Origin of the sequence: Pseudooctadecabacter jejudonensis (assembly GCF_900172275.1) — a bacterium.
Classification (GTDB): domain Bacteria; phylum Pseudomonadota; class Alphaproteobacteria; order Rhodobacterales; family Rhodobacteraceae; genus Octadecabacter; species Octadecabacter jejudonensis.
This window is the reverse complement of sequence record NZ_FWFT01000001.1, coordinates 41,551-62,775: the sequence shown is the minus strand read 5'-3', so window position 1 is coordinate 62,775 and position 21,225 is coordinate 41,551. Positions and strand designations below refer to the sequence as shown.

25 protein-coding genes and 2 tRNA genes are annotated in these 21,225 nt (G+C 59.1%); 12 read left to right on the top strand and 15 right to left on the bottom strand.

The genetic code is table 11. The features are described from left to right. Positions 1-66 precede the first annotated feature (66 nt). The 3 genes from purQ to purC all read right to left on the bottom strand — a co-directional run bounded on the left by purQ (position 67) and on the right by purC (position 1,789). Positions 67-735, bottom strand: a complete 669-nt coding sequence (gene purQ / locus PSJ8397_RS00325; RefSeq protein WP_085862575.1) for a phosphoribosylformylglycinamidine synthase subunit PurQ — start codon at positions 733-735, stop codon at positions 67-69. Continuing rightward, positions 732-962: a phosphoribosylformylglycinamidine synthase subunit PurS gene (purS, locus tag PSJ8397_RS00320; RefSeq protein WP_085862574.1), complete on the bottom strand. Its 231-nt coding sequence runs from the start codon at positions 960-962 to the stop codon at positions 732-734. The genes purQ and purS overlap by 4 nt, the downstream gene beginning before the upstream one ends. Before the next feature lie 65 nt (positions 963-1,027). Continuing rightward, complete coding sequence (gene purC / locus PSJ8397_RS00315; RefSeq protein ID WP_085862573.1) at positions 1,028-1,789, bottom strand: phosphoribosylaminoimidazolesuccinocarboxamide synthase; 762 nt, start codon at positions 1,787-1,789, stop codon at positions 1,028-1,030. A gap of 163 nt (positions 1,790-1,952) precedes the next feature. On the opposite strand from purC, the gene PSJ8397_RS00310 reads away from it, so the two are divergent. The 4 genes from PSJ8397_RS00310 to PSJ8397_RS00295 all read left to right on the top strand — a co-directional run bounded on the left by PSJ8397_RS00310 (position 1,953) and on the right by PSJ8397_RS00295 (position 5,731). Further along, positions 1,953-2,267 (top strand): DUF1476 domain-containing protein, encoded by a 315-nt coding sequence (locus PSJ8397_RS00310; protein WP_085862572.1) that lies wholly within the window; start codon positions 1,953-1,955, stop codon positions 2,265-2,267. A 255-nt stretch (positions 2,268-2,522) separates the two neighbouring features. Then, a complete protein-coding gene (locus PSJ8397_RS00305; RefSeq protein ID WP_159453069.1) occupies positions 2,523-4,208 on the top strand; it encodes a phosphatidylglycerol lysyltransferase domain-containing protein in 1,686 nt (561 codons plus the stop codon). Between the two features lie 12 nt (positions 4,209-4,220). After that, the gene (bmt, locus tag PSJ8397_RS00300) at positions 4,221-5,237 is read left to right on the top strand and encodes a betaine--homocysteine S-methyltransferase (RefSeq protein WP_085862570.1); all 1,017 of its coding nucleotides are present in this window, start codon (positions 4,221-4,223) and stop codon (positions 5,235-5,237) included. 155 nt (positions 5,238-5,392) lie between these two features. Continuing rightward, the gene (locus tag PSJ8397_RS00295; protein ID WP_200811268.1) at positions 5,393-5,731 is read left to right on the top strand and encodes a VOC family protein; all 339 of its coding nucleotides are present in this window, start codon (positions 5,393-5,395) and stop codon (positions 5,729-5,731) included. Between the two features lie 6 nt (positions 5,732-5,737). Here PSJ8397_RS00295 and PSJ8397_RS00290 read toward each other — a convergent pair whose 3' ends face one another. After that, a complete protein-coding gene (locus PSJ8397_RS00290; RefSeq protein WP_085862569.1) occupies positions 5,738-6,817 on the bottom strand; it encodes a PA0069 family radical SAM protein in 1,080 nt (359 codons plus the stop codon). A 165-nt stretch (positions 6,818-6,982) separates the two neighbouring features. On the opposite strand from PSJ8397_RS00290, the gene PSJ8397_RS00285 reads away from it, so the two are divergent. The 3 genes from PSJ8397_RS00285 (at position 6,983) to PSJ8397_RS00275 (ending at position 8,985) form a co-directional block, all read left to right on the top strand. Further along, positions 6,983-7,687: a corrinoid protein gene (locus PSJ8397_RS00285; protein WP_085862568.1), complete on the top strand. Its 705-nt coding sequence runs from the start codon at positions 6,983-6,985 to the stop codon at positions 7,685-7,687. 79 nt (positions 7,688-7,766) lie between these two features. Then, on the top strand, positions 7,767-8,369 hold the full coding sequence (locus PSJ8397_RS00280) for a glutathione S-transferase family protein (RefSeq protein ID WP_085862567.1): 603 nt from the start codon (positions 7,767-7,769) through the stop codon (positions 8,367-8,369). Continuing rightward, complete coding sequence (locus PSJ8397_RS00275) at positions 8,362-8,985, top strand: DUF1638 domain-containing protein (protein ID WP_085862566.1); 624 nt, start codon at positions 8,362-8,364, stop codon at positions 8,983-8,985. Before PSJ8397_RS00280 ends, PSJ8397_RS00275 begins: the two co-directional genes overlap by 8 nt. A 79-nt stretch (positions 8,986-9,064) precedes the next feature. Here the strand turns inward: PSJ8397_RS00275 and PSJ8397_RS00270 are convergent, their stop codons facing one another. After that, positions 9,065-9,466: a SufE family protein gene (locus PSJ8397_RS00270; protein ID WP_085862565.1), complete on the bottom strand. Its 402-nt coding sequence runs from the start codon at positions 9,464-9,466 to the stop codon at positions 9,065-9,067. A 137-nt stretch (positions 9,467-9,603) separates the two neighbouring features. Here PSJ8397_RS00270 and PSJ8397_RS00265 point away from each other — a divergent pair, with 137 nt between their 5' ends. Next, positions 9,604-10,092 (top strand): hypothetical protein, encoded by a 489-nt coding sequence (locus PSJ8397_RS00265; RefSeq protein WP_085862564.1) that lies wholly within the window; start codon positions 9,604-9,606, stop codon positions 10,090-10,092. 12 nt (positions 10,093-10,104) lie between these two features. Here the strand turns inward: PSJ8397_RS00265 and rnd are convergent, their stop codons facing one another. The 3 genes from rnd to purM are packed head-to-tail and all read right to left on the bottom strand — an operon-like array spanning position 10,105 to position 12,977. Next, positions 10,105-11,262: a ribonuclease D gene (gene rnd / locus PSJ8397_RS00260; protein WP_085862563.1), complete on the bottom strand. Its 1,158-nt coding sequence runs from the start codon at positions 11,260-11,262 to the stop codon at positions 10,105-10,107. 54 nt (positions 11,263-11,316) lie between these two features. Further along, positions 11,317-11,925, bottom strand: a complete 609-nt coding sequence (gene purN / locus PSJ8397_RS00255; protein ID WP_085862562.1) for a phosphoribosylglycinamide formyltransferase — start codon at positions 11,923-11,925, stop codon at positions 11,317-11,319. Continuing rightward, positions 11,922-12,977, bottom strand: a complete 1,056-nt coding sequence (purM, locus tag PSJ8397_RS00250) for a phosphoribosylformylglycinamidine cyclo-ligase (protein ID WP_085862561.1) — start codon at positions 12,975-12,977, stop codon at positions 11,922-11,924. The genes purN and purM overlap by 4 nt, the downstream gene beginning before the upstream one ends. A gap of 104 nt (positions 12,978-13,081) precedes the next feature. On the opposite strand from purM, the gene PSJ8397_RS00245 reads away from it, so the two are divergent. After that, positions 13,082-13,990: a sterol desaturase family protein gene (locus PSJ8397_RS00245; protein WP_085862560.1), complete on the top strand. Its 909-nt coding sequence runs from the start codon at positions 13,082-13,084 to the stop codon at positions 13,988-13,990. A gap of 50 nt (positions 13,991-14,040) precedes the next feature. Here the strand turns inward: PSJ8397_RS00245 and PSJ8397_RS00240 are convergent, their stop codons facing one another. Beyond that, positions 14,041-14,283, bottom strand: a complete 243-nt coding sequence (locus PSJ8397_RS00240) for a hypothetical protein (RefSeq protein ID WP_085862559.1) — start codon at positions 14,281-14,283, stop codon at positions 14,041-14,043. Positions 14,284-14,398: 115 nt separating this feature from the next. Between PSJ8397_RS00240 and PSJ8397_RS00235 the strand changes: the two genes are divergently transcribed. Beyond that, positions 14,399-14,475, top strand: a tRNA-Ile gene (locus tag PSJ8397_RS00235). Between the two features lie 36 nt (positions 14,476-14,511). Here the strand turns inward: PSJ8397_RS00235 and PSJ8397_RS00230 are convergent. Further along, the gene (locus PSJ8397_RS00230; protein ID WP_085862558.1) at positions 14,512-15,837 is read right to left on the bottom strand and encodes an ATP-binding protein; all 1,326 of its coding nucleotides are present in this window, start codon (positions 15,835-15,837) and stop codon (positions 14,512-14,514) included. Positions 15,838-15,894: 57 nt separating this feature from the next. On the opposite strand from PSJ8397_RS00230, the gene PSJ8397_RS00225 reads away from it, so the two are divergent. Together PSJ8397_RS00225 and PSJ8397_RS00220 are read left to right on the top strand one after the other, a co-directional pair. Next, positions 15,895-16,815, top strand: coding sequence for an MBL fold metallo-hydrolase (locus tag PSJ8397_RS00225; RefSeq protein ID WP_085862557.1), 921 nt, complete (start codon positions 15,895-15,897; stop codon positions 16,813-16,815). Between the two features lie 48 nt (positions 16,816-16,863). Beyond that, positions 16,864-16,938 (top strand) — tRNA-Asn (locus tag PSJ8397_RS00220). A gap of 165 nt (positions 16,939-17,103) precedes the next feature. Here PSJ8397_RS00220 and PSJ8397_RS00215 read toward each other — a convergent pair. Genes PSJ8397_RS00215 through PSJ8397_RS00195 form a run of 5 tightly spaced genes read right to left on the bottom strand, consistent with a single transcriptional unit; the run spans position 17,104 to position 21,224 of the window. After that, a complete protein-coding gene (locus PSJ8397_RS00215; protein WP_143515303.1) occupies positions 17,104-17,631 on the bottom strand; it encodes a hypothetical protein in 528 nt (175 codons plus the stop codon). Positions 17,632-17,689: 58 nt separating this feature from the next. Continuing rightward, positions 17,690-18,766 carry a phage portal protein gene (locus PSJ8397_RS00210; RefSeq protein WP_143515302.1) on the bottom strand — a complete coding sequence of 359 codons (1,077 nt, stop codon included), beginning with the start codon at positions 18,764-18,766 and terminating at the stop codon, positions 17,690-17,692. After that, a complete protein-coding gene (locus PSJ8397_RS00205; protein WP_085862554.1) occupies positions 18,759-19,352 on the bottom strand; it encodes a hypothetical protein in 594 nt (197 codons plus the stop codon). Before PSJ8397_RS00205 ends, PSJ8397_RS00210 begins: the two co-directional genes overlap by 8 nt. Then, positions 19,349-19,963, bottom strand: a complete 615-nt coding sequence (locus PSJ8397_RS00200) for an HK97 family phage prohead protease (protein ID WP_085862553.1) — start codon at positions 19,961-19,963, stop codon at positions 19,349-19,351. The genes PSJ8397_RS00205 and PSJ8397_RS00200 overlap by 4 nt, the downstream gene beginning before the upstream one ends. A gap of 1 nt (position 19,964) precedes the next feature. Further along, a complete protein-coding gene (locus tag PSJ8397_RS00195) occupies positions 19,965-21,224 on the bottom strand; it encodes a phage major capsid protein (RefSeq protein ID WP_085862552.1) in 1,260 nt (419 codons plus the stop codon). Position 21,225: the final 1 nt, after the last annotated feature.

Below are 21,225 nucleotides of genomic sequence, written 5' to 3'. Positions count from 1 at the left end.
GCCAGTGTGTTACCCCAAGTCATGGCGCGACCTTACAGGCCCGGGGCGCACCCGTCCATTCACCCCTTAGGCTGAGGCCAGCTGCCCCATCAAACCGGCAAAAAGACGCTGACCGTCCGTGTTGCCATGGGACTCCTCAAACGCGCGTTCGGGGTGGGGCATCATGCCCAGCACACGGCGGTTTTCGGACAGAATGCCTGCGATATCCGCACGGCTGCCGTTGGGATTGTCGGTGTAGGTAAAAGCCACACGGTCCTCGCCTTGCAGACGGGTAACCACGTCGTCATCGGCAAAATAATTGCCATCATGGTGGGCAATCGGCACGCCGATCTCAGATCCGGCGGTGTACCCTTCGGTGTAGGCAGAGGCCGAGGTTTCGACCTTCAAACCCACAGTGCGGCAAATGTATTTCAGCCCCGCATTGCGCAACAGCGCACCGGGCAACAAACCGGTTTCCGTCAGCACCTGAAAGCCATTGCAGACGCCTAGAACATATCCGCCCCGTTCGGCATGATCGACAATCGCACGACACACTGGCGAATTGGCCGCAATGGCCCCACACCGCAGATAATCGCCAAACGAAAAGCCGCCCGGAATGGCGACCAGATCAATGCCATCCGGCAGACCGTTGTCCTTGTGCCAGACAATCTGCACATCCGCACCCGATGCCTCCAGCGCCACCGCCATGTCGCGGTCACAGTTAGATCCGGGAAACTGAACAACAGCCGCCTTCATAGCATTTCAATCCGGTAGCTTTCGATCACAGTATTGGCCAACAGCTTTTCACACATCTCACCCACCTGCGCCTCCGTGGCGCCGTCGGCCAGATCCAGCTCGATCACCTTGCCCTGGCGGACGCCCTCGACGCCCTCAAACCCCAAAGCGCCCAGCGCGTGTTTCACCGCCGCCCCCTGAGGGTCCAGAACGCCATTTTTCAACATTACATGCACGCGGGCTTTCATCGCATCGTGTCCTTTATTCATCTGACCAGAAAAACTCAATATTCCGGCGCTTCAGTTCAAGCGGTTCAGTTAATCAATGTGGGCTTCGTGATCGGCTGGCCGGACTTGGGCAGCACGCCCAGACGCCGCGCGACCTCTGTGTAGGCGTCGTTCAGATCGCCCAGATCGCGGCGGAACACGTCCTTGTCCAACTTGCGGTCGGTTTCAATATCCCACAAACGGCAGCTGTCGGGGCTGATTTCATCCGCCACGATCAGCCGCATGAAATCGTTTTCCCAAACGCGGCCGACCTCGATTTTGAAATCAACCAGCTTGATCCCCACGCCATGCATGACACCGGCCATAAAATCATTGACCCGCAGCGCCAGCGCCACGATGTCGTCCAGATCCTGCTGCGTGGCCCACCCAAAGGCGATGATGTATTCTTCGGGCACCAAAGGATCACCCAAGCTGTCGTCCTTGTAGGAAAACTCGACAATCGGGCGCGGCAGCGCTGTGCCCTCTTCCAGCCCCAGACGTTGCGCCATGGTGCCCGCCGCAAAATTGCGCACGATCACCTCAAGCGGCACGATCTCAACCTGGCGGATCAGCTGTTCGCGCATGTTCAGACGTTTGATGAAATGCGTGGGCACGCCGATGCGCTGCAGGCCTGTCATGAAAAACTCGGACAACCGGTTGTTCAACACACCTTTGCCGTCGATGACGTCTTTCTTTTCGGCATTGAACGCGGTGGCGTCATCCTTGAAGTATTGCACCAATGTGCCGGGCTCGGGGCCCTCGTACAAAATCTTCGCTTTGCCTTCATACACCAGTTTGCGACGTGCCATGCTGTCTCCTGCACCCCGGGGCGTCAGCATTGGATCAAAGGCGATCCCGCAGCCCCCTTGCGCGCCTCATAATCCAAGCCCCCCTTGCGGGCAAGCGTCACGAAGGCCATATCTGGTGCAAAGACGCGCGGCAGGCCCGCCGTGCTTAAAAAGGGAGCCTTTAATGTCATCTTTCGACGATCGCGAAAACGCGTTTGAAAACAAATTCGCCCACGAAGCTGAAATGCAATTCAAAGCTGAAGCACGTCGCAACAAATTGCTGGGCCTTTGGGCCGCGGATCTGATGGGCAAAGACGCCGACGCCGCCGCAGACTACGCCAAAGAGGTCGTTAAGGCCGATTTCGAAGAGGCAGGCGACGAAGACGTCTACCGCAAGCTTTTTGCGGACGTGGGCCATCTGGCAAATGAGGCGACGATTCGCGCTAAAATGACCGAACTGATGGCCGTGGCCAAAGCCCAACTGATGGACGAAGCGTAAGAACGCAGTCCAATATTTGCCGCGACAATAGGTCAGGATGGTCACCCCCGTCCTGACCTTTACTTTATCTGAAGGTTTAAGGGTCAGGGTCCGGCCTGGGGGCGGGCCTGAGACAGGCTGGCAAAGGTGTAGGGGTCTACCATCGTGCAACGGATCATTCCGTCAGGTGCAAAGCGAACGCGTTGGGCGTCGATGGTATGGCGCACCGTACCTGTATTAGCCCTCGCCATTTTTGGGACGCTGTTTGCGCGTCACATGCTCAGCCTTGATGTCGCTGACCTGCGCACCGCATTTGAAAAAATCACATGGGGCCAATGGGCGATGGCCGCAGGGTTCACCGCGCTGAGTTTTCGCGCCGTTGGCACCTACGATGTCCTCGTCCACCGCATCCTGAACACCGGACAGCCGGAACCACAGGCCCGCACCGCAGGCATATTGGCCATCGCCATTGCGCAAACCGTGGGGTTTGGCGCGCTGTCTGGCGGATTGGTGCGCTGGCGCTGCATGCCCGAGTTGGGCGGCATGGCCATTGCGCGGCTGTCTGCCATCGTCAGCGTGACATTTCTTGCAGCCCTTGCAGCCGTCTCAGCGGTCGTGGTGCCTCTGTCGGGGGTGCTGCCCGTGTCAACGGGGGCTGTCGCTGGCGGTTTGGCGGCCCTGTTGGGGCTTGTGGTGTTGGGCCGCTTGGCGCACCGGATTGGCTGGATCGAACAGCGGCTCAGGTTTCAGGTCATCGCCGCCTTGTTGCTGGCCACGGCGATCGACACATTGGCGGCTGCTGCGGCCTTGTGGGTTTTATGGCCTGATGGCACCCCGTTTGGCATGCTGTTTGGCGCTTACCTTGTGGCGCTGGGGGCGGGATTGGTGTCAAACTCGCCCGGCGGGATCGGTGCATTCGATTTGACGTTGCTGGCGCTTTTGCCGCTGACGGATGCCGCCCCCGCGACATGCGCCCTTCTGGCCTTTCGCATCGTCTATTATCTTTTGCCCGCCGCGATTGCACTGGCCCTGCTGGCACGCCCCAAGCGCCGCGCCGGAGGGCCATTTGCCGCCCATCCTGAGGGGACGCTGGCCATGCAAAACGCCCATGTTGACACCATCGCAAAGCGTGAGGTTTTGACCCTGCCCGCCTTCGGCGTCCGGCCTGTATTCGGCGATCTTCCGATGGGCTTGTCGCCACACGACATCTCCACACCTCTTTACAAATGCTCCAACACCCAAGCGGCCCGCGCCCGCCGTGCGGGCTGGACTGTGCTGCGCTGCGCCGAAGACGCGCTGATCGATGTGGCCAAATGGTCGCTGGGCGGCCCAGATAAACGTCAGCTGCGCCGCGCCCTGAATTCCGCTGAGGCCGCGGGGATTACGGTGTCCCGTGCAACAGACCTGCAGGCCTTACGGCCTGTGGCAGAGGTATGGGCGCGCCGTCATGGCGGCGAACGGGGCCTGTCGATGGGCCGGTTTGATCCGGCATATCTGGCCCACCAACACGTCTTTGTGGCCCGCCAGCGGGGGCAGATCATCGCCTTTATCAGCCTGCACGCAGGCAATGACCATTGGACCCTCGATCTGATGCGCCACGAAGCGGATTGCCCCAAGGGCACGATGCACGCGCTGGTGACCCACGCGATCACCGCCGCCAAAGACGCAGGGCTTACAGAACTCTCGCTCGCTGCCGTACCCGCGCCCGCGCAGCATTTGCCGTTCGCACGTAAGGCCCTGCGCGACAGCGCGGGCCTGCGCCGGTTCAAAACCGCATTCGCCCCTGTCTGGCACCCCCGCTATATTGCCGCATCCGGCCCGATCCGGCTGGGCTATACCATGCTCGCGCTGGCGCTGCGCATTCATCACCCGCCAGCCCTTCCAAATACACCTCAGCATCTTGATGAGGATTTTTCATTTGAGCCCACATCGCGCGCGTGCGAGGGGCTGGGGACCAACTGAAAAGGTCCCCCGATGACAAACGCGCTGTCCCATCTTCTCTCGACACAAGACTGGCTGTTGGCCGATGGTGCGACGGGCACAACCCTGTTCAACATGGGATTGCAATCGGGTGACGCACCTGAATTCTGGAACATTGAGCACCGCGACCGGATCACCGCCCTTTATCAGGGGGCGATTGACGCGGGATCAGACATGTTTCTCACCAACACCTTTGGCGGCAATGCCTCACGGCTAAAACTGCATGGCGGCGAAACTCAGGTGCATGAGATCAACAAAATCGCCGCTGAAATCGGCCGCGACGTGGCAGACAAGGCGGGGCGCACAGTCGTCGTTGCGGGCTCTGTCGGCCCAACCGGTGAGATCATGCAGCCCATGGGGTCCCTCACCCACGCCATCGCGGTTGAGATGTTTCACGAACAGGCCGAGGGGCTTAAAGCGGGCGGCGCAGATGTTCTCTGGGTTGAGACGATTTCTGCCGGTGAAGAATTCAAAGCCGCGGCTGAGGCCTTTGCGCTGGCTGACATGCCATGGTGCGGCACGATGAGCTTTGACACAGCCGGGCGCACGATGATGGGCCTGACCAGCGCCGAATTGGTGAAACTCGTCGGAAAACTGCCCAACGCGCCCTTGGCCTTCGGGGCAAATTGCGGCGTGGGTGCATCGGACCTGCTGCGCACCGTAGCAGGGTTCCGCGCGGCCTCGCCAGCACTGCCGATCATCGCCAAGGGCAATGCCGGCATCCCCAAATACGTCGACGGCCACATCCATTACGATGGCACGCCCGAGCTGATGGCCGATTACGCCTGTCTGGCCCGCGACAGCGGCGCAACGATCATCGGTGGCTGCTGTGGTACGACGCCCGATCACTTGCGGGCGATGCGCGCGGCCCTTGAAACACGGCCCAAGGCTGCTGCGCCGTCCTTGGACACGATCGCTGCGGCATTGGGTGGGTTTTCATCCGTGTCGGACGGCACCGATGGGGCGGGCCCTGTCCGCGCGGCCCGTCGCGGCCGGAGGCGCGCAGGATAAAAGCGGCCGGAGGCGCGCAGGATAAAAGCGGCCGGAGGCGTGTTGGATAAAAACGGCCGAAGGCGCGTAGGGGGAGCGGGTGCCGAACGTGTGCACGAGGGCTTCCCCCAGTCCCAGTTCCGGCCTAGGCTGATGCGCAACCGCAGGAGGCCGCATTGACCCAACCCAAAGCCGCACTCAATTACGTCGAAGTGACCTCCCCCAAACCCGAGGACACCCGCGCCTTTATGGACGCGGCCTTTGGCTGGACGTTTGTGGACTACGGCCCCGACTACACTGACATCCAAGGCGCAGGCATCGGCGGCGGCATTGAACGTGGCGCATTGCGCGCACCCCTGCCCGTCATCGAAACCGATGATCTGGAGGCGATGTATACCCGCGTCAAACAGGCCGGTGCCACCATTACCGTAGAACCCTTCGATTTTCCCGGTGGCCGACGCTTTCAGTTCACCGAACCGGGTGGCACCGAGATGGCCGTCTGGATCACCACCTGATCGCGCCTAAAACAGCGCCAACTGGTCGCCTTTGGCAAAGGGGGCCTCAAACAAATCCGTGCGCAAGGCGGGCAGCCGATCCGACAACCCCAACCTCTCACGCGCAACCCGCAGGCGCAGACGCATCTGGTTGGCCCAGATCCCCTGCCCTGTCATCCGCGTTCCGAACTTTGCCTCATACAGCTGCCCGCCGTGTAATTCGCGCACCCGGTTCAGAATGCGTTTGGCGCGGTCGGGAAAATGCGTCTCTGCCCAGTCTTGAAACAGAGGTGCCACCTCAGACGGAAGGCGCAACATAATGGCCGAGGCCGCCTGGGCCCCGGCATCGCGCGCAGCGGTCAGGATGCCTTCGAGTTCATGATCCGTCAGCGCGGGCACCATCGGCGAGGCCGCGACCTTCACCGGCACACCGGCCGCAGCCAGCCGTTCGATCACCTTCAGCCGTCGCGCGGGTGACGGCACCCGTGGCTCCATCACCCGCGCGATGGCCGGATCAAGCGTGGTCACGGAAAGACCCACAGACACCAAACCGTCCGACGCCAAGTCGCGCAGAATGTCGATGTCGCGTTCGATCAACGTGCCCTTTGTCACAATGCCCACCGGATGCCGGAAATCGCGCAACACCCCCAACAGCGCGCGCATGATGCGATAGTCCGTCTCGATAGGCTGATAGGGATCCGTATAGGTCCCGATCGCAAGCGTTGCGGGGCGATAACTGCGCCTGCGCAACTCCTGATCCAAGACCTCCGCCGCCTTTGGGCGCGCGACCAGACGGCTTTCAAAATCCTGCCCCGGCGACAGCCCCAACCAGGCATGCCCCGGCCGCGCAAAGCAATAGACGCACCCGTGTTCGCACCCGCGATAGGGATTCACGCTGCGATCAAAGGGCACATCGGGTGAGGTGTTGCGCGAGATAACTGTGCGCGGCACTTCTTCGGCCACTTCGGTGCGCAACACCGCCTCCTCCGGCGTGTCCCATCCGTCATCGACGGCCACCCGGGCATAGGGTTCAAACCGGCCAACGATATTGGTCCCCGCACCGCGGCCCCGCGCGTCTCCGCGCCTCAGATCATGAAGTTCAGACATGAGTCAAATATAGAACAAATGCAGAACAAATAAACAAGCCTCACAACGATCCCGCAAAGTATTCATTTGCATACGGGTCGCCCGTGCGGCACCACTTGTCGCAATCGGTTCAGACCGCCTGCGTCAATCCGGCGCAAATGACTAAGGATTATAGGAGATTTGCCAATGTCTGACGAAGAAGACGACATCATCCTCTCTGAGCTGAACGACGAAGACCTCGTCGCGCAGATGTTTGACGACCTTTATGATGGTCTGAAAGAAGAGATCGAAGAAGGTGTGAACATCCTTCTGGAACGCGGCTGGCAGCCCTATGACATCCTGACCAAGGCGCTTGTCGGCGGGATGACCATCGTCGGCCACGATTTCCGCGACGGTATCTTGTTTGTCCCTGAGGTGTTGTTGGCCGCCAATGCGATGAAGGGCGGCATGTCCATCCTGAAACCGCTTCTGGCCGAAACCGGCGCCCCGCGCGTGGGCAAAATGGTCATCGGCACCGTCAAGGGCGACATCCACGACATCGGCAAGAACCTTGTGTCCATGATGATGGAAGGCGCTGGATTTGAGGTTGTCGATCTGGGCATCAACAACCCGGTTGAAAACTACATGGAAGCCCTCAAGGAAGAACAGCCCGACATCCTCGGCATGTCCGCCCTTTTGACAACGACGATGCCCTATATGAAGGTTGTCATCGACACCATGGTCGAAGAAGGCGTGCGCGATGATTACACCGTGCTGGTGGGTGGCGCGCCGCTCAACGAGGAATTCGGCAAAGCCATCGGCGCGGACGCCTATTGCCGCGACGCTGCTGTTGCAGTGGAAACCGCCAAGACATTCATGGCGCGTAAGCACAATCAAGGCGTCACAGCCTAAATCGCCTGCGATCTGACTTTACGAACCGCGCCCCCTGTCCCAAAGTCAGGGGGCGTTTTCCGTTCAAAGGACCCAAAACATGCTGACCCTCTTTGCTGCCAAAAACACCGTCGCCTTCGCCAGCCACATCGCGCTTGAGGAAACGGGCCTGGCCTATCAGATCAACTGGATCAGCTTTGCGGATGGCGACCAACTCAAACCCGACTACCTTGCGCTAAATCCCAAGGGCCGCGTGCCTGCCCTTGTCACCGACGACGGCGTGTTGACCGAAACACCCGCGACCCTTGAATATATCGCCGAAACATCCGGCCAGCTGATGCCCGACACCGCCTTCGACCGCGCCAAAGTGCGCGAGATGCTCAGCTATTGCACCTCGACCTTCCATGTGAACCACGCCCATAAAATGCGTGGTGCACGCTGGTCAGATGATGTGGCAGCCCAGGCCACCATGCAGGCCAAAGTGCCGCAAACCATGGCCGCAAGTTGTGCCTACATCGAAGATCAGCTGACAGGCGATTGGGTCGCGGGCGCCTATTCGATTGCGGACATTCACGTGCACACCATCTGCCGCTGGCTTGAAGGCGACGGCGTCGACATCGCCGACTACCCAAAACTCCACGCCCATTTCGGCCGAATGCAGGCCCGAGCCGCCGTCAGGAGGGTCTCTGACGCTCATGGATGACACGACGCTTACCACCCATGGTCTGACCGCAAAAACAGGCGGGCGCATCCTGCTGCTGGCCTGTGGGGCTCTGGCTCGTGAAATCCTCGACCTGATCAAGATCAACCGGTGGGATCATATGGATCTGCACTGCCTGCCCGCAATCCTGCACGTCTATCCGGACCGCATTCCTGATGCCGTCGATCAGGCCATCACAAAACACCGCGCCGCCTATGACGACATCTTCGTCGTCTACGCCGATTGCGGGACCGGCGGCCTGCTGCAACAGGTCTGCGATGCGCATGATGTCAAAATGGTCGCAGGGCCCCATTGCTATTCTTTCTTCGAAGGCAACACAGCTTTTGCAGCACAAGACGAAGTGACAGCCTTCTACCTCACAGACTTCCTCGTCCGCCAGTTCGATGCTTTCGTGATCAAACCCCTCGGGCTCGACCGCCACCCTGACCTTCGGGATATGTATTTCGGCAATTATACCAAATTGGTCTATCAATCCCAAACCAAAGACGAAGGCTTGATCGCCCTCGCGCAAACCCACGCCGCCCGTTTGGGTCTTGCGTTCGAACACCGGCATACCGGCTACGGCGATCTGGCCACCGCGCTATCGGATCAGGCATAACGCCCCCCTTCATCTGACCAGAAAAACTCAAGCCAAACGGGTCGGCGGGCGGGCGCTTTTGGCGCAGCCAAACAGTCCGCTACGCCGTAACCGACCGGATCCGTTCGATCATGGCGCGCAACCCGTTGGACCGCTGGGCGGACAGATGATCATTCAGCCCCAGTCGTTCGAATTCCGCCCGTGCATCGACGCGCTGCACGTCCTCCACGCTCAACCCGTTATACAGCGCACGCAGAATCGCAATCAGGCCGCTGACGATCATCGCATCGCTGGCCCCCTTGAACGTGAACACGCCCCCCTCCACCTGCGGCACCAACCAGACCTGCGACGCGCAACCATCCACTTTGGTCGCGGGCACCTTAAAGGCGTCGTCCAGCGGGTCCATTTCGCGCCCCATATCGATGACATGGGCATAGCGGTCTTCCCAATCGTCCAGAAACTCAAACGTTTCGGCAATCTCTTCAAAGGCTTCGGTGGCCATGGCGCTGTCCTTCTCAACTCTCCCTTCGATCTAGGCCCCCCCTTCCCAAAGGTCCAGTGCCCGCTTTTCATGACCCGTAACTTACGTTAGACAATTTCCAAGGGGCTCGCGCCCCGGACGACAAAAGGGGCACATCCATGATCCGCGCAACTCTTCTTGGCACCGCTGTGATGCTCACTGTCACGGGCTGTGCCCGCGTGGCCGAAAGCCGTTTCAACCCGCTCAACTGGTTTGGCCCCAGCGAAAGCGCGCCGGTGCAGGCTGTAACAAGCGATGTTCGCCCGCTGGTGCCCGAAGGCCGTCAAACCATCGTGATCGACAACCGGTCTTTGGTTCAAAGCGTCACATCGCTCAGTGTGGACCGCACGACAACAGGCGCCATCGTGCGCGCCACGGGCGTGGCCCCGACCGTGGGGTTTTACAACGCTGAATTGGTGCCAACGGGCGTTGACGGCGGCGTTCTAACGCTTGCATTCCGCGCACAAGCGCCGGAGGGTTTCAGTGCAGATGGCAGCGCACGCGCCCGCCAAATTTCGGCAGCTTATGTGATGGATATGTCTGAGCTGGCCGCGGTGCGTTCTGTCCGCGTGCAGGCCGCATCCAATGCCCGCGTGGCGCGGCGCTAAGTCCCGCCCGTCCTAAATCTCGAAGGTTACGACCTTTTCGCCCTTCACGGCCAAACCGATCTCACCGTTGCACAGGCGCAGCGCATCCGCGCCAAACACCTCTTTGCGCCAGCCGCGCAGGGCCTGTACATCGCGCACCCCACCGGCAATGGCATCCAGATCGGCACTGGTCGCGATCAGCTTTTGCGCGACACCCTCGTTGTCGGCCTTTGATTTCACCAACACCCGTAGCATATCCGCCAAAGCGGGGTTCACCTGCAGCTTTTCGCGCGGGCTCTCGCTGCGCGGCATGTCCTCGGGTTTGACCGCCAAACCGGCTTTCACGGCGTCCAAAATGCCTGCAGCAATGTCCCCCTTGCGGGCCTCGCGCAGCAACAAACGGGACCGCCCCAGATCCTTTTCCGACTGCGGCTTGGTTGACGCGATCTCAACCAGCGCGTCGTCTTTGAACACGCGGTTGCGGGGGATGTTGCGCGCTTGGGCGTGGGCCTCACGGAACTGGGCCAATTCACGCACCACCGCCAGAAACTTGCCGGAATTTGTGCGGGTCTTCACGCGTTTCCACGCGTTGGCGGGATCGACGCGATAGGTCGCCGGATCGTTGAGAACGGCCATTTCCTCGGCCACCCATTTCTTTCGTCCTGATTTGGCAAGGTGGTCCGACAAGAATTCGTAAATCACCCGCAAATGGGTGACATCTGCCAGTGCGTATTTCTTTTGCGCATCGGTCAACGGACGCCGTGACCAATCGGTAAAACGGGATGATTTGTCCACGCTGTCCCGCGCAATCTTGCGCACCAAGGTCTCATAGCCCGCCTGTTCGCCAAACCCGCAGACCATGGCGGCCACTTGGGTGTCAAACAGCGGTGTCGGGATAATCCCCTGATCCACAAAGAAAATCTCAAGGTCCTGACGGGCGGCGTGAAACACCTTCACCACGCCTGCATCCTGAAACAGATCATAAAGCGGCGCTAGATCAAGCCCCTCGACCAGCGGATCAACCAACACGGCGTCGTCTTCACCATCCCCGTTGAAGGCCAGCTGGATCAGACAAAGCTTTGAGTAATAGGTGCGTTCGCGCAGAAATTCGGTGTCGACGGTGACGTATGGATGCTTTGCGGCCTCTTCGCAGAACGCGGCAAGGTCTTGGGTCGTCGTGATCGTCTTCATCCGGTGCCTTCTTATATGTCTTTCGCGGGCTTTTCTCGCTCGGGTGTCGCAACCTTAGGGCATCACGGGCGCAGATGGAAGATAGACAGGCGTGCGGTCCCCCATCACGTAGCGCCGCAGCACCGCCGGGTACAGCTGATGTTCCAAGGGCAGCAACCGCTGGGCCAGGGTTTCGGGCGTGTCATCGGCCACAACCTCAATCCGCGCCTGTCCCAAAATCGGGCCATCATCCAGATCTGCCGTCACCTCATGCACGCTGCAGCCGTGATTTGTATCGCCAGCCTCAAGCGCGCGGGCGTGGGTGTGCAGGCCTTTGTATTTGGGCAAAAGCGACGGATGGATGTTTAGCATTCGCCCTGCATACTGCCCAACAAAACCTGCACCCAAGATGCGCATGAACCCTGCAAGGCACACAAAGTCGGGTTGATATTCTTCAAGTGATGCATGAAGTGCGCCCTCGAACCCATTGCGATCCTTTGGAAAATCTCGATGATCTACCACGGCCGTCGGGATCCCAAGCGCAGCTGCCTTTGCCAGCCCGCCCGCATCCGGATCATTGGCTATGACAACACACGGCCGCGCGGGATGGTCCCCCACCATGCTTTCAGCCAGCGCCACCATGTTTGACCCGCCACCCGATATCAGAATGGCGACCCGTTTCACAAAAGCGATCCTTTATACCGCACGCCGTCGCCTTCGGTGATCTTGCCAATCTCAACGACATCATGGCCGGCGGCGGCCAAAGCATAACACGCGGCGCCTTCGGCCCCCGGCTTCACGACGGCGACCATGCCAATCCCACAATTAAAGGTCTTGAGCATTTCCGCCTCATCAAGACCGCCCTCCTCGGCCAGCCATTTGAACACCGGCAACATCGTCCAGGCGTTCAGATCAATGTCAGCGCCAAGCCCCTGAGGCAACACACGTGGCAGGTTTTCAGTCAAACCGCCCCCCGTGATATGGGCCAGCGCGCGCACATCACCAGGTTCTGTCTTCAAAACATCCACGGCACCTTTGACATACAGCGCCGTTGGGGCCAGCAAAGCCTCACCCAATGTGCCCTCCCCAAACGGAGAGGCATCGGCCCAATCAAGGCCAGAGCGTTCGACGATCTTGCGGACCAATGAATAGCCGTTGGAATGCACACCGTTGGACCCCAGGCCCAACAGGATATCCCCCTTTGCGACCCCCTTGGGCAGCTCCGTGCCACGCTCCATCGCGCCGACGCTAAAGCCCGCCAGATCAAAATCACCTTCAGGGTACATGCCCGGCATCTCGGCGGTTTCGCCCCCGATCAAGGCACAGCCCGACAGTTCACAGCCTTTGGCGATTCCGTTGATGATACGGGTGGCCTGATCCAGCTCCAACTTACCGGTCGCAAAGTAATCAAGGAAAAACAAAGGCTCAGCACCCTGACACACCAGATCATTGACGCACATGGCGACCAGATCAATACCAACGCCATCCACGTTTCCGGTATCAATCGCGATCCGCAGCTTGGTGCCGACACCGTCTGTAGCGCCCACAAGGATCGGATCGGTGTAGCCTGCGCCTTTCAGGTCAAACATCGCGCCAAAGCCGCCAAGGCCCGACATCACACCGGGCCGCGCCGTGCGTTTGGCCGCAGGCTTAATCCGTTCAACCAGTGTGTTGCCCGCGTCAATATCAACGCCGGCATCCGCATACGTCAGCCCGTTTTTGCCCGCCTCAGCCATGTGCATATCCTCCTGCTGGATTTGCCTAAGGCCGATAGCCCGTTTGACCGGCGTCGGCAACAGTTGGCATTGACCAAAATGAACCCGCGGGCCAGTGTTCGGATATGGATGACCTTATTGCCTATCTGCGTGACTTTGCTGGCCTCGAACAGGTGCTGTCGCCGGTTTATTTGCTGTCGTTTGTGGCCATTGGCTACGCCATTTATGCGTGGCGCCGTGAGACAGGCGGGTTCTGGGCGTTTTTGCTGCCCAAACGCATCTGGTCGCACCCGTCGGTAAAGACGGATGTGTGGCTGTTTGCCGTGGGGCAACTGATGATCCTGTTCAAGGTTGGCGCACGATTTGCGGCCACACCCCTTGTCGCCGCATGGGTTGTCGCCCATGGCCCCGGCCCGCTGTTGCAGGGTCTCACCCTGTCGCCAGTGCTGATGGCCTTGTTGCTTTTGATGATCACCGATTTCTCGTTGTATTGGGTGCACCGCGCCTATCACACGATTAACACCATCTGGCCCTTGCATGCGGTGCACCACAGCGCCGCTGTCCTGACACCGTTGACGGCCTATCGGCAGCATCCTGTGGGGATTCTGGTCTCTCTGAGCTTTAACGCGATCCTGATTGGAGCTCTCTATGGGCTGATCATCGGCAGCCTGACGGATGAGGTGGCCTTTGCCACAATCGCGGGTGCCAATGCGTTCATTGTGATTGTGAACCTGCTGGTGACAAATTTCCATCACTCCCACATCTGGGTCAGCTTTGGGCCGGTGGTTGAACGTTTCGTGATCTCGCCCGCACAGCATCAGGTGCACCATTCCACCAACCCGATCCATTTCAACAAGAACTTCGGGCAAAATCTGGCTGTGTGGGATTGGATGTTCGGGACGCTTTACGTCACGCACCCGGATGAGGCCGTGCGCTTTGGCCTCGATGCCCCAGAAGACGCGCCGTTGATGACCCAGCGTCTGGGGCCGGTGCTGATGTCACCCCTGCGGCGGATGATCGGGCAAACGCCGTAGCCTTGCGGCATGCAGCGCGCCCCACCACCGAGGCGCGCCACAGATCGATCTTAGAACTTCATGATAATGTCGTCGTCATCATCCGCATCTTGCGCGACGGGGGCGGCATTGCGTTGTGTTGTGCCCTGCCCGCGGTTCAGGATCATCAAGGCGCCCACCGCCAAAAGCACCAAAAGAATGCCTTCGCTGCTGCCACCGCCTGAGGCTTCGGGTCCAATCGGCTCAATAACCGCAGTCCCCGCGTGGGCCATTCCGGCCAAACAAATAGCAAATGCGCTTGTAAAAAATTTCATAAGTCTGTCCTTTTCCATTTTTATGGCGCAAACGCTATCACAATTCATGAACCGCACAACAAATTTAATCCCGTGCTTGACCATGGCGGCCCCTCTGGTACGACCGTCATTAGGCGGGCCTGTAGCTCAATTGGTTAGAGCAGAGCGCTCATAACGCTTTGGTTGCGGGTTCAAGTCCTGCCGGGCCTACCACCGTCCCCGCCTGCAGATGATCAGAGCCGCCCCCGTTTAACGGGCCAAGACAATCTCCGCTTTCAGACCGCCCAGATCGTCGCTGTCGCCCAACCGCAGGCTGCCCCCGTGCGCGCGCGCAATATCAGACACGATCGACAGGCCAAGCCCAACGCCGGTGCCCTTGTCCTGATTGCGGGCCGGATCAAGACGCGCAAAGGGTTTCAGCGCCTCCTCGCGTTGGTCCGCCGGAATGCCCGGCCCATCGTCTTCCACACAAAAGACCACGGCGCGCGGGCTGACAACGACACTCAGACGCGCCTCGCCCGCGTAGCGCAGCGCATTGCCGATCAGGTTTTCCACGGCCCGCCGGATGGCCATGGGGCGCAGCGATACGCGCACATCCGAGGTATCCGCCACCATCTCCCCCGCAGAGACCGCCTGCCCCATGCGCGCGGCATCGGCCAGTATGGTCTGGGCCAATGCGATCGGATCGACGGGTTCGGCCTCTCCTTCGGCATCCCCACGGGCGAAATCAAGAAAGGCATCCAGCAGCCGCTGCATGTCATCAACGTCGCGCACCAGTGGCCCCACGTCGGCGTCGTCAATCATCCCAAGACCCAAACGCAGCCGCGTCAGCGGCGTGCGCAGATCGTGGCTGACGCCCGACAACATCATGGTGCGCGATTGGGTCTGCCGTTCGATCCGGTTGCGCATATCTAAAAAGGCATGCCCCGCCGCCCGCACTTCGTTCGCGCCCGACGGGTGATAGGTGACAACGCGGCCCCGCCCGTATTCGGCGGCGGCCGCCGCCAGCCGTTTGATCGGCCGCAGCTGATTGCGCAGAAAACTATAGGCGATCAGGGTCATGAAACCGCCCAGAACCACCATCCAAACCAACAGCTGATGCGGGTTTGACGCGGACACCCGTGACCGCCGAAACTCCACCGACATAGGGCCATGCACCGTGTCAAACCAGACCAGCGCCCGCCGGTCATTGGGCAACACAACTGGCCCCACATCCGCCACGTTCGCCCTCAACGTCCGCATCACCACGCGGCCCGAAAAATCATACCACCGTCTTTGATCTGCCTGTGGGACATCTGTCGCGGGCAAAACCATGTCCAGCTGCAAAGGAACCGCAACAGCAGCGCCCGCCTCTGACGCCGCCTGCGCATCAGGTGCGGCATTCACCGCATCCAGCAACAGCTGCAAATCCAACACCATCGTGCGCGTCATCTGCTCGGTCACGCCCTCGAAATGGCGCTGAATAAACACCACAGAAATCGCCAATTGCAGCGTAATGACCGGCAAAATCAGGATCAGCGCCGCCCGCCCATAAAGCGACCGTGGCATATAGTGTTTGAGCCAGCCAAAAGACATGCGATATCCCATAGGCCAGACGCTAGCGGTAAACGTCGCCCAAGGAAACGCAAGATCATGCAGCCCCCCACCCCAACAACCGCGCCCCAGCCCGGTGTGCCCGAAACGGTAGCGAAAGGCGTGGTCCGTGTGCTGGCCCCCAACCCTTCACCCATGACCTATTGGGGCACGAACACCTATCTTTTAGGGACAGACACCGTCGCCGTGATCGACCCTGGTCCCCAAAGCGCCCCCCACCTGGACGCTTTGCTGCGCGCGATCCGTGGGCGCCCCGTGACCCACATCCTTGTGACCCACAGCCACCTTGATCACAGCCCCCTCTCCCGCGACCTGTCCCGCATCACCGGCGCACCAGTGTTGGCGTTTGGGGACAGCAATGCGGGCCGATCCGCCATCATGCAGGATGTGTCGGGGGCCGTGGGGGGCGGCGAAGGTGTCGATGCCGCGTTTGAGCCGGATGAGATAGTGTGCGACGGCCAGACCCTGACCGCAGGCGGGCGGACCATCACAGCCCTGCACACCCCCGGCCATTTCGGCAATCATCTGTGTTATGAGACCGACGATATCGTGTTCACAGGCGATTTGGTCATGGGCTGGGCCACGTCATTGGTGTCGCCGCCCGATGGCGATCTGACGGATTTCATGACGTCCTGCCGCCGCCTCGCAGATCTGGGTTCCAAAACCGGTCTCAGCGGGCACGGCGCACCCATCGCTGACCTCAGCGCGCGCATTGAAACGCTTTTGGCCCATAGAACAGCGCGCGAAGACCAAATTCGCGCAGCACTGACGGCGGGCGCGCAAACCGCGCGGGCCTTGACGGAATTGATCTATACCGATGTGCCCACCGCCCTCCTGCCTATGGCCGAACGCAATGTTCTGGCGCATCTTATCGACCTGACCAAGCGCGATATTTGCGCGCCTTTGGGCGCACTTTCAGCAGCGGCAAAATTTTCTCTGCTGACGGTCGAAAAAACGTAAAATCCCTCTGGACGCCCCGAAATCCCATGGCTATACGGACGAAGGTTTTCCGGCGTAGCTCAGCGGTAGAGCAGTTGACTGTTAATCAATTGGTCGTAGGTTCGATCCCTACCGCCGGAGCCAATACACCCCTTAAGTCATTGATTTAAAGGGTTTTATTGGAAAACAACTTGATCGCCCTACAATCTATCTGACAAAAAGACTTCGTTGTATTTTTGCAACAATATGTTGTCTAGTGGCACTGCGGAAAAGAATGCTGGCAGTTGCTAACCGCCAACTTCTTCTAGATCATGCTCTTTTAGCTATGTCTAAATCCGGTTTTGTTAAGCCAAAGTCGTTTGCTACACTCTTAGCGTGATTAATGATCGACGTAACGTCGATCATGACTGGCTTTTCCGGATTTGCCTCAGGGGGGAAAGTGCTGAGAAAAAGTTGAACTCGCGTGTCATTGCGTGGAAAAACTTTAAGGCGGCCACCAACCTCATCTTCAATAATTTCAACCCAAGCTTCAGCACCGGTATCGACCAGCTTGATAGCGTCAATTATCACATCAGTATTCGTTTCAACAATCTGCACTGCACGCGCTAACTGCGTTCCGTAAGGCTCTGCAAGTTCACTAGTAATATTTCTTGCACAGCTAAGCATAACCGCTTCAATGAAGAAAAACTGTTTCGTTGAACTGTTAGGCTGCGCGACTGGCGCACCAAAAAAAGGCACCTCTCCATTCTTAACCATGTCTTGGAAGCCTTCACCGTAGAATCCTAGGGTGTTTTCACCACCAGCCTGAAGGTAGGTTAGAAAAGGTAATTCGGTCAAAGCTGTTCTCCAAAGAGTTAGATGCCAGGTGGCAATTGCAATCTAAACTTGTGTATCCTCAGCCCACCCCGTCATCTAGCCCCCAATTCACCAGCGTCAGAGCTTTGTCAAAGTCTGCCCCTTCCACGCCAGCCGCCTTGGCCTCTGCCATCGCCTTCACAATCGTGGACAGCGCTCTTGCGCGACCGCCTACGTCAAAGGCTTGGACGGGCCGCAACACATCAACCATGACAGGCTGACCTAGCTTAGTGGTGGCTTCCTCTGCCAGTAGCATGGCAATCGGTTGCAGACCCCAAGTTGCCAAGTGGCGTTGCGCTTCCCTGACCAGTGGTCCCGTTGTATTGGCGGACAGCAACGCGGGCAGAATTCCAAACACATTCAGGATTGCCGCCTTTGCATGTTCATGACTTTGGGACGCCATAGTCTTTTGCATGTCAGGCGACACGTCAGACGGTTTCCAATCGGTGCTAGGCGCTGGACCGCCCGCCGCCGTTACGGCCACGGATTCGCGCAACAGGACAGACCCGCGACGGCCACGAAACCCACGGCCTAGCGTTTCAAGATCGTTTGCCGGACCCTCTGGGAATGGCACAATCTGAGACCCCATTGGCGCAGTTTCATAGACCTCAGCCAAAGCGGTTTCCAAGGTTTGCAACAGACCCGCAGACAGTGACGCGCGGCGCAATGGGGCCGTGCCGTAATACGGGGCCGCAGGATCGCAGCCGATACGGATATGCAAAACCTCACCCGCCAAGGCCGTGACCGTTTGCGCCCCACCTGTTTCTGGAATGGTCAGACGGTAGGCCGTTGGTTTGCCGTTCTTTGTGGTCACGTCCCAATCCGAGGCTTGCACCAATCCATCGTCGGTGATGTAAGCAACCCATTCACCTCGCAACGCCAATGATCGTGCCATAAGACCAAGGGATGCACGGTCGATCAGGTCGGTTCCAGACACGTCAGCAAGAGTGAACGCGCCTTCCCATAATGAGACAGCGGATTGCACCGTCGCCGTCAGGTCAGCAAGGCCACGGGTCCCAGCGATATAGCTTTCCCGTGCGCCAATAATCTCAGCGGTGTAACCGCTTTGACTTCGCGTCACGACCACAGCTTCTTTGCGTTTGAACGGGTTAAACATGGGCAGCCCCTAGTTTTCTATATTTGCGCAACAGGTCAGCCGCGCCGGAATTCACCATCGCCTTGGCGGTGTGGGTCGCTTGTTTGGAATAGCCCTCAGTAATGTCAGGACCAACCGACAAGCTGTAACGGGTCACACCCTCAGGGCCGATCTGCGACGCGGCAAAGTATTCAGCCAAACGCTTGTAAGCCTCAAGGAACAATGGCGGGGCCGTTGCCAACCCTACCGTTGCCGTGACTAGCGCAGCCTTGCCTTCAAGGTTTACAGCACCGTCAGCACGGGGGCGCACGGGCGTTGCGACATAGTCGTCTAACGTAGTGTCAGCGATTAGGATTCCTGTAATCTCAAAAGGGCGTTCCGCAGGTATCCACCACGGTTGGCCGCGATTCGAGCAAACCCGAAACTGGATCGACCGTTGGCCAATCTTGTAGTTGGTGAATTGTTCCAAACGATCCCAAACAATTTCCTTGGAAAGCGCCGCAGCCGCATCGCTGAGGCCGTCCGGCGCGTCTGGATAAACTGCGGTAGAAATTTCCTCTTGTTCGATGACAGTTCGGTTCGTAGCTTCAAACGCGTTAGACATCATAAACGCCACCTTTTCATTGGGTTATTGGGTGAAGCTAATTCAGAAACGTCCCATGATCGCGCTTCGACTTGGCTTTCTGGATACGCGGGGCGTGTCACGAGGCTAATCTCATATAAGAGCGCCTGCCAAACCGTTCTAATGATTGCATTATATGCGCCCTCGTTTGGTCGCATACCTTCATGGGCAACCGTCTCAGCCTCAGCGACGGCGCGCTTTGGTGGAATGCGAAAGCCTGGACTAATACCAACCGCCAAACCCGTTTCAATAAGGGCCAGCGCATCGGCACCGTGGGACGTATCGGCAACCGCTGGCAAGATTTTGGCTTCAAAGTTCAACGCCGCCGCCGTGTCCTCAAAAGACAGGGTTTGCGTTAGTTTGGACGCAAGCGGTTTGTCATAGGAATGGCCTAGTAAAAAATGAATGTCCTCAGCCGGATCGTTCACGCGATAAGCAAAGGCACGGGGCGCAATGATTTCTTTGCGGGGCCGTCCTGTTCGCCCGCCGTCCGATAAGACAGCGGGTTTGTTGTAAGGGAACCGACCGCGCACGTTGTAAAAGCCGTCACGCCGCCGCAATTCCAAGTCGGTGAATTCAGCAGCGTGCAGCAGCATTTTACTGGATACCCGTCAGGATACGCGATTGGACACCACGGGCGACAGTCACGTCCATTGTGGACAGCGCGGTCAGCCGCAAGCCACCGCTTGCCGCGTCGGCATATGGGTCACGGATAAGGTCCACAGCCCCCCAAAGACCCACAAAGAACGGGGCAACGCCGCCGGAATTCGTGCTCAGGATTGCAGAGGACGCCAAAGGATCGCCAACGGGTGCAGCCAAGGCATTAGACGTCATTGCGATGTTGCCCGCTGGAATGTTTTTGACCAGACGGTCCCATTCGCTGACCGCCGTGCCAGTGGTTAAGGCATCATCGAGCGCGGCCCAAATCTCAGGGCGCATCAGCAACTTGACCGCATTAGGACCAGACGCCGCGTTCGCGGTCATAAATTCAACCACAGCCGCGCGAAACGCTGACCAGCTTGCAGCCGCATCAATCGGGGTTTGCGCAATGCCGTAAGTCGTGGCACCCGTAAACAAGCCCAAGGGTTGCCCATCTGCCCCCGTGCCTTGGAACACGACACGATCAACCTCTTGGGCAATTGCGCCATTCATATCGCGCCGGACAGCTTGCTCTAGCGCCGCGCCGCTTTGCTTCATGGTCTTGCGACTAATCCGCATTTGAATGCCAAGCGTGTTGTCAGGGGCCAACGCCTTATCGACAGTCGTATAGGCTTGCGGGCCATCAATTTCGGCCAACTCACCACCCTGCCAAGACGCCGTGACGCTGGACGTGGTGACGGGGAATTCAGTTTCGCCCGATCCGATCTGGATCATGGACCCGCCCATTTTCGCCGCGACGGATTGCGGGAATAGACGTTCGATCAAAGGGCGCGTTGTCATGGGGTCCGGCGTGCCGCTGGCAATGGTTTCTCCCGCCCGCTGTTCTAGCGCATCATAGGGAACGGGGGTGCCACGGAAACCGCCTTGGCTACGTAGCTCTTGCACCACCTCAGCCGTGACGCCATCAAGGGCGCGGCCTTCGTCCAAATGCAAAGCGACTTGGCGAAGTTCAAACTTTGACACCATGTCGGAGAATTCTTTGTCCGACCGCGTATCAAGTTCGCCCTTAGCCTCTTGGCGTTGCGTGTCTTCAGAGATAAGCGCCGCACGGAACCGCTTTTCATTGGTTTCATATTCGGCTGATAGATCATCAATTGAACGTGTCTCGTCCGCATCGGGGACCGCCTTGCCGACTAGGGCAGACAGTTCTTGGCGGATAGTGGATTGGCGGGTTTGGATTTTGACTGAATCGAGCAAG